The sequence below is a fragment of the Microbacterium algihabitans genome, assembly GCF_032464975.1.
GTDB lineage: Bacteria > Actinomycetota > Actinomycetes > Actinomycetales > Microbacteriaceae > Microbacterium > Microbacterium algihabitans.
In genome coordinates this window covers 1,533,176-1,539,540 of record NZ_JAWDIU010000001.1, presented here as the reverse complement: position 1 = coordinate 1,539,540, position 6,365 = coordinate 1,533,176, and the positions used below count along the sequence as shown (strand labels likewise).

The 6,365-nt window shown below is 71.3% G+C and carries 5 protein-coding genes and 1 pseudogene; 3 read left to right on the top strand and 3 right to left on the bottom strand.

Annotated elements, in window-relative coordinates:
• The 3 genes and pseudogenes from RWH43_RS07230 to menC all read right to left on the bottom strand — a co-directional run.
• Positions 1-596, bottom strand: a pseudogene (locus RWH43_RS07230) (hypothetical protein); the annotation flags it as partial.
• Between the two features lie 171 nt (positions 597-767).
• Complete coding sequence (locus RWH43_RS07225; RefSeq protein WP_316001099.1) at positions 768-2,156, bottom strand: glycine--tRNA ligase; 1,389 nt, start codon at positions 2,154-2,156, stop codon at positions 768-770.
• A gap of 99 nt (positions 2,157-2,255) precedes the next feature.
• Complete coding sequence (gene menC, locus RWH43_RS07220; RefSeq protein WP_316001098.1) at positions 2,256-3,389, bottom strand: o-succinylbenzoate synthase; 1,134 nt, start codon at positions 3,387-3,389, stop codon at positions 2,256-2,258.
• 212 nt (positions 3,390-3,601) lie between these two features.
• Here menC and RWH43_RS07215 point away from each other — a divergent pair, with 212 nt between their 5' ends.
• The 3 genes from RWH43_RS07215 to RWH43_RS07205 are packed head-to-tail and all read left to right on the top strand — an operon-like array spanning position 3,602 to position 6,362.
• Entirely contained in the window at positions 3,602-4,417 is an 816-nt protein-coding gene (locus RWH43_RS07215; protein ID WP_230703817.1) for an SDR family oxidoreductase, read from the top strand.
• Positions 4,418-4,422: 5 nt separating this feature from the next.
• Positions 4,423-4,632 (top strand): multidrug transporter, encoded by a 210-nt coding sequence (locus RWH43_RS07210; RefSeq protein ID WP_144831564.1) that lies wholly within the window; start codon positions 4,423-4,425, stop codon positions 4,630-4,632.
• Between the two features lie 53 nt (positions 4,633-4,685).
• Positions 4,686-6,362 (top strand): FAD-binding dehydrogenase, encoded by a 1,677-nt coding sequence (locus RWH43_RS07205; RefSeq protein ID WP_316001097.1) that lies wholly within the window; start codon positions 4,686-4,688, stop codon positions 6,360-6,362.
• The last annotated feature ends 3 nt before the right edge of the window (positions 6,363-6,365 follow it).

The following is a 6,365-nucleotide window of genomic DNA, read 5'->3' as shown; positions in this document are numbered from 1 at the left end:
GCGACGGGCGGCGCGGCGGCGGGCGCAGCAGCGACAGCCGGCGCGGAGCCGGGCGCAGCAGCTACAGGCGGCGCGGAGCCGGGCGCAGCAGCGACAGGCGGCGCGGAGCCGGGCGCGGCCTCGACAGCCGGCGCGGCGGCCGTGACGACGGTCGGCGGCTCCCACACCGCGGTGGCTGCCGCGGCGGGGAGCACAGGATGCAGCTCCTCCGGCGGCGCGGGCTCGGGCGCGGCCCCGGATGAAGGCCCCGCCCCGGGCGCAGGACCCGCCTCCGGCACCAGCGTGGACGCCGGCGCGAGCGGAATCGACGGTACCGGCAACTCTTCGTCCGCCGCACCCGCAGCAGCCACCGGAACCGCGTCGCGGTGGATCCGCAACAGGGCGTCGGCCCGCTCGTCGACCAGCTCGACGATGCGGCGCGACAGGTCGAGAACGCGCGCGGTGCGCGCATCGGTCAGGTCGAGCTCGCAGCGCGGGCACGGCGAGGTCGTGATGGGTGCGAAGCACGACGGGCAGCGCGAGGTGTCGACGAGCGCCCCCGGCTGCGTGGGCCAGGCGATGCCCGGCAGTGCTCCCCCGTGATCGACTTCCGTCATCGTGCCCCCTCGGCGTCGGTCGTCGCCCCAGGCTAGCGAAGACCTCCGACCTGCCCGGGGGTTGTCCGCGGACCGCCATCCGCACCCACGGAAAGAGAAACCGGATGCCGCGACCTCGAGGTCACGGCATCCGGTACATGCTCCGCCGCGAAAGCGGCGTGAAACGGGCGATCAGGCTCCGCGCAGGCGCTCCGAGAGGTAGCCGTCCAGCGCGTCGAGGCCGATGCGCTCCTGGCCCATGGTGTCGCGGTCGCGCACCGTCACGGCGTTGTCGTCGAGCGAGTCGAAGTCGACGGTGACGCAGTAGGGCGTGCCGATCTCGTCCTGACGACGGTAGCGGCGGCCGATCGCACCGGCATCGTCGAAGTCGATGTTCCAGCCGGCCGCGCGCAGCGTGTCGGCGACCTCGCGGGCCAGCGGCGACAGGCGCTCGTTGCGCGAGAGCGGCAGCACGGCGACCTTGACGGGAGCGAGGCGCGGGTCGAGCTTGAGCACCGTGCGGGTGTCGGTGCCGCCCTTGGCGTTGGGCACCTCTTCTTCGCGATACGCGTCGACGAGGAAGGCCATCATCGCGCGGGTCAGACCGAACGAGGGCTCGATGACGTAGGGCGTGTACTTCTCGCCCGAGGCCTGGTCGAAGAACGTGAGCGACTGGCCCGAGGCCTCGGAGTGGCTCTTCAGGTCGTAGTCGGTGCGGTTGGCGACACCCATGAGCTCGCCCCACTCCTTGCCCGGGAAGCCGAAGCGGTACTCGACGTCGATCGTGCCGGCGGAGTAGTGCGCGCGGTCATCTTCGGGCACGTCGAAACGCTTCATGTTCTCGGGGTCGATGCCGAGCTCGATGAACCAGTTCCAGCACGCCTCGACCCAGTGCTCGAACCACTCGTTCGCCTCGGCCGGCGGGGTGAAGTACTCGATCTCCATCTGCTCGAACTCGCGCGTGCGGAAGATGAAGTTTCCGGGGGTGATCTCGTTGCGGAACGCCTTACCGACCTGGCCGACGCCGAACGGGGGCTTGCGACGCGACGCCGTGAGCACGTTCGAGAAGTTCACGAAGATGCCCTGCGCGGTCTCGGGGCGCAGGAAGTACAGGCCCGACTCGTCGTCGACGACGCCGAGGTAGGTCTTCACCAGGCCCGAGAACGACTTGGGCTCGGTGTACTGGCCCTTGGTGCCGCAGTTGGGGCAGGGCACGTCGGCGAGGCCGTTCTCGGCCTTGCGTCCCTTGCGGGCCTCGAAGTCCTCGATGAGGGTGTCGGCGCGGAAGCGCTTGTGGCAGTGCAGGCACTCCACGAGCGGGTCGGTGAAGGTCGCGACGTGACCCGAAGCCTCCCACACCCGCTTGGGGAGGATGATGCTCGAGTCGAGGCCGACCATGTCGCCACGGCCGCGCACGAAGGCCTGCCACCACTGTCGGCGGATGTTCTCTTTGAGCTCGGTGCCGAGGGGGCCGTAGTCCCATGCGGAGCGCGAACCGCCGTAGATCTCACCGGCCTGGAAGACGAATCCGCGATGGCGGGCGAGGGCGATGACCTTGTCGAGGCGGGACTGTTCGGCCACGGTGGCTCCAATGGTCGGAAAAGGTGTGGGGATCGAGCGCGAGAGCGCAGGCACCAGTTTATCGAAGCGGCCCGCACCCGCCTGGTCGCCCGCCGGGCGTCACCGCGTGATCCGCTCGCGGCGCACGGTGAACGCCTCCAGCGCGGCCTCGTCGATCTCGACACCGAGCCCCGCAGCGGTCGGCACGCGCACGTGTCCGTCGTCGATCACCGCGGGCTCGGTCACGATGTCGCGGGTGTAGAAGCGGGCGGATGCCGAGATGTCGCCCGGCAGCGTGAATCCGGGCAGGGCCGCGAGGGCGGCGTTGGCGGCGCGGCCGATGCCGGTCTCGAGCATGCCGCCGCACCACACGGGGACGCCCGCAGCGAGCGCGCGGTCGTGGATCGCGACGGCCTCGAGGTACCCGCCCACCCGACCGGCCTTGATGTTGATGATCGCGGCGGAGCCGAGGGCCAGGGCGTCGGCGGCGGCCTTGTCGCTCACGATCGACTCGTCGAGGCAGACGGGCGTCGACAGGCGCTTCGCGAGGGTCGCGTGATCGACCAGGTCGTCTTCCTGCAGGGGTTGCTCGATGAGCAGCAGGTCGAAGCGGTCCAGTTCGGCGAGGGTGTCGGCATCCGCCAGCGTGTAGGCGGAGTTGGCGTCGACCTGCAGCGGGATGCCGCCGAAGGCCGCGCGGACGGCGGCCGTGTCGTCGATGTCGCGACCGGGCTTGATCTTGATCTTGATGCGCACGTAACCCTCGTCGAGGTAGCCGCTGACGGCCTCGACGAGAGCCTGCGGGTCACTCTGGATGCCGACCGAGACGCCCGAGGGCACCCGATCCTTCTCGGCACCGAGGTACTCGCTGAAGCTGCGGTTCTCGGCGCGCAGGGCCGCGTCGATCACCGCGAGCTCGAGACCGGCCTTGGCCATGCGGTGGCCGACGACGTGGTGCAGCGCTCCGGCGACCTCCTCGGGCGCGACGGTTCGACGCGCGAGCAGCGCCGGAGCGAGGAAGCGGGTGAGCACGTCCCACGCGCCTTGCGTGTACTCGCTGGAGTACGACGGTTCGGACTGCGTCACCACTTCTCCCCAGCCGCGGCCGTCGGGCGTCTCGGCGGTCACGACGATCACCTCGCGCACCGTCTCGGTGCCGAACGAGGTGGTGAAGGGCGACACGAGCGGCATGTGCAGCACGCGCAGTTCCACGGCATCGAGGGTCACGGGCGCGGCGGGGCGGATCAGCGGCATGACGGCAGGCTAGCGCCCGTCTGGGAGGAGGGTGCGGCGTGCACAACTCCGGAGAATCGGGGCCGCACGCTCGTGGACGGCGGAGAACGGGGACGGAATCGGGGCCATTTCCGGAGTTGTGCACGCGAGACGGGCAGCCGCGACCGTAACGCCCCGCTCCAGCCGTGGCAAGGCTGCGGGCCAGCGGGGGGCGCGCGCGTAGCGTCGCCCTCATGAGCGCCGACTTCACCCCCCGCCACGCGATCGTCACCGGCTCCGACTCCGGCATCGGCGCGGCCACCGCCCTCGCCCTCGCCTCCGCCGGCATCGACGTCGCCGTCACCTACCACTCCGACAAGGACGGCGCCGAAGAGACCGCCGCCGCCGTGCGCGAGCGCGGCGCGAAGGCGATCGTCGCGCAGTTCGACGCGACCGATTTCGACGCGGTCCCGGATGCCGTGAATGCCATGGCCGACGAACTCGGCGGCCTCGACGTGTTCGTCAACAACGCCGGAGGCGGCATCGGAGGAAGCTTCCTCGACCTCGACTTCGACACCTGGCGCACCGACATCTCTCTCAACCTCGACGGCGCGTTCCTCGCCCTGCACACCGCGGCCCGCCGCATGGTGACCGCGGGCAACGGCGGACGCCTCATCGTCGTGTCGAGCGTGCACGAGCACCAACCGCGCGTCGGATCGGCCCCCTACGTCGCCGCCAAGCACGGCGTCGGCGGCCTCATCAAGACGATGGCCCTCGAGCTCGGCCAGTACGGCATCACCGCGAACGCCGTCGCCCCGGGCGAGATCGCGACCCCCATCAACGACATGTCGGCCGAAGACGCCGAGCGCATCCACCGCCCCGGCATCCCGCTGGGTCGCCCCGGGAAGCCCGAGGAGGTCGCCGACGTCATCCGCTTCCTCGCGTCGCGCGAGAGCGCCTACGTCACGGGGGCCAGCTGGGTCGTCGACGGCGGAATGCTGCACATGGGCCCGCAGGCGGGCTCGCACATGGAGTCGGACGCGTGGCGTTCGGCCGGCGAGAAGGAGTGACCACCGTGAGCGATGAGAAGAGCTTCGAAGAGAACCGTCACGACCAGTTGACGAGCGCGCCCAAGGCGACCGAAGAAGACGCCGCGCCGCGCTTCGACGTCAGCGAGCACGACGGCGTCACCCGCATCGACGTGCGCGACGACGCCGCGGTGCGCCCGGGGCCGGGCCAGGGCGACCCCGCAGCCGAGAAGGACACCCCCATCTCGGAGCAGTGACCCCCGCGGCTCGATAGCCTTCTCGCGAAGGTCCCGCGAGTCGAGGAGGAGTCGTGGACGCAGACGTCATCGTCGTCGGGGCAGGGCTCGCGGGTCTCGTCGCGTGCGCCGAGCTCGTGCGCGCCGGCAAGAAGGTCGTGCTCCTCGATCAGGAGAACGCCGCCAACCTGGGCGGGCAGGCGTTCTGGTCGTTCGGCGGCATCTTCCTCGTCGACACCCCCATGCAGCGTCGGCTCGGCGTCAAGGACTCTCTCGACCTCGCGTGGCAGGACTGGCAGGGCTCGGCCGGCTGGGACCGCCTCGACGGCGATCACCCCGAAGACGAGTGGGCCGAGAAGTGGGGCCGCGCCTTCGTCGAGTTCGCCGCCGGCGAGGCCCGCCTGTGGCTGAACGAGCAAGGTGTGAGGTTCACCCCCGTCGTCGGGTGGGCCGAGCGCGGCGCCGGATCGGCCGCCGGACACGGCAACTCGGTCCCCCGCTTCCACGTGCCCTGGGGCACCGGCACCGGCATCTCCGAGCCGTTCGCCGACCGGGCGCGCGAGGCGGCGGACGTCCGCGGGCTGACGCTGCGCTTCCGGCACCGCGTCGACCGGCTGGAGTTCACCGACGGTCGTGTGACCGGCGTCTCAGGAGCCGTGCTCGCCCCCGACGAGGCCCCGCGGGGCGTCTCGTCGTCGCGCGATGAGGTCGGCTCCTTCACCCTCCAGGCCCAGGCCGTGGTGATCGCCACGGGTGGCATCGGCGGCGATCACGACCGAGTGCGCCGCTGGTGGCCCGAGCGACTGGGCACTCCGCCGAAGAAGATGGTCACCGGCGTCCCCGCGCACGTCGACGGGCGCATGCTCGACATCGCCGCCGAGCAGGGCGTGCGCCTGGTGAACCGCGACCGCATGTGGCACTACACCGAGGGGCTGCAGAACTGGGATCCCGTGTGGCCGGGGCACGGCATCCGGATCCTCCCCGGCCCCTCGTCGATGTGGCTCGACGCGCGCGGACGACGCCTGCCCGCGCCGGGGCTGCCGGGCTACGACACCCTCGGCACGCTGAAGATCCTGCGCACGACCCCCGACATCGCCGACTACGACTATTCGTGGTTCGTGCTCGACCAGACGATCGTGAAGAAGGAGTTCGCCCTCTCGGGCTCGGAGCAGAACCCCGACATCACGGACCGCGACCTCGGCCTGCTGCTGCGCACGCGCCTGGGCCGCTTCGCCCCCGGCCCCGTGGAAGCCTTCAAGGAGCACGGCGCCGACTTCGTGGTCGCCGACGACCTCGCCGAACTCGTGCGCGGCATGAACGCGCTGAGCGGAGACGACCTGCTCGACGAAGACGGCATCCGGGCCCAGATCGTCGCGCGCGACAACGAGCTCGTGAACCCGTACTCGAAGGACGCCCAGACCATCGGCATCCGCAACAGCCGCCGCTTCCTCGGCGACCGAATCTTCCGCACGGCCACCCCGCACGCCCTGCTCGACCCGAAGCACGGGCCGCTCATCGCGGTGCGCCTGTGGATCGTGACGCGCAAGACGCTCGGCGGCATCCAGACCGACCTGCAGGGCAGGGCGCTGGATGCCGAAGGGCAGCCGATCGAGGGGCTCTACGCCGCGGGCGAGGCGGCGGGCTTCGGCGGCGGCGGCGCGCACGGCTACAACGCGCTCGAGGGGACCTTCCTCGGGCAGTGCATCTTCACCGGCCGGACCGTCGGGCGGGCGCTCGCCGCCGCGCTCTGAGCG

What these genes read in the sequence shown, in the direction of transcription:
- menC (WP_316001098.1), bottom strand. Translation starts at nt 3,389, where the DNA reads ATGCCGCTGATCCGCCCCGCCGCGCCCGTGACCCTCGATGCCGTGGAA.
- RWH43_RS07215 (WP_230703817.1), top strand. Translation starts at nt 3,602, where the DNA reads ATGAGCGCCGACTTCACCCCCCGCCACGCGATCGTCACCGGCTCCGAC.